Annotated in this window: 1 protein-coding gene; it reads left to right on the top strand. The window is 50.3% G+C overall.

The genetic code is table 11. From position 1 onward, the window contains the following. Nucleotides 1-16 precede the first annotated feature (16 nt). Nucleotides 17-418: a hypothetical protein gene (locus tag JIN81_RS18825; protein ID WP_200283638.1), complete on the top strand. Its 402-nt coding sequence runs from the start codon at nucleotides 17-19 to the stop codon at nucleotides 416-418. Nucleotides 419-477 lie beyond the last annotated feature (59 nt).

Raw genomic sequence — 477 nt, 5'->3', positions numbered from 1 at the left:
GTTGGGCTGAAAAATCATGAAAGCATTTAGCCATGGAGTAGTTAAGCTCGGATCAGTCTTCGGCGGTATCATCGGTTTCATCTATTACAATTCGGAATCTGAGGAGGCCTCTTCAAGCGGCCCATTTCTCGATAGCGTTTTATTGGGGTTTGTGGTCTTGGCCACTTTTGCTGGTGTCCTGATCGGAATCCGCAGGCTAGTCGTTGGCAAAGATGATTCGTGTGAATCACATGATGATCTTCCAGATGATCCTTTTGGCCTCGACCGTGGCGTAACGGCTAAGAGTCTTGGTGGTGGGATGGTTCAGGTATTCTTAAGGTCTTGCCGTGATCGCTCCCGGGAATCAAAAAACTTGCCCAACAAGTCGCAGCACCGCAACCGCCTGACCCGCTCCGAGTCGAATTTTTCAGATGACTAGAACCCTTAACCTCGAGTCAATGCGCGGCTGCCATCAGGCGGTTGGTGTGCTTTGACGTT

It is taken from the genome of Haloferula rosea, from assembly GCF_016595525.1.
In the GTDB taxonomy this organism is placed as follows: domain Bacteria; phylum Verrucomicrobiota; class Verrucomicrobiia; order Verrucomicrobiales; family Akkermansiaceae; genus Haloferula; species Haloferula rosea.
This window is presented reverse-complemented; position numbering and strand designations above follow the sequence as displayed.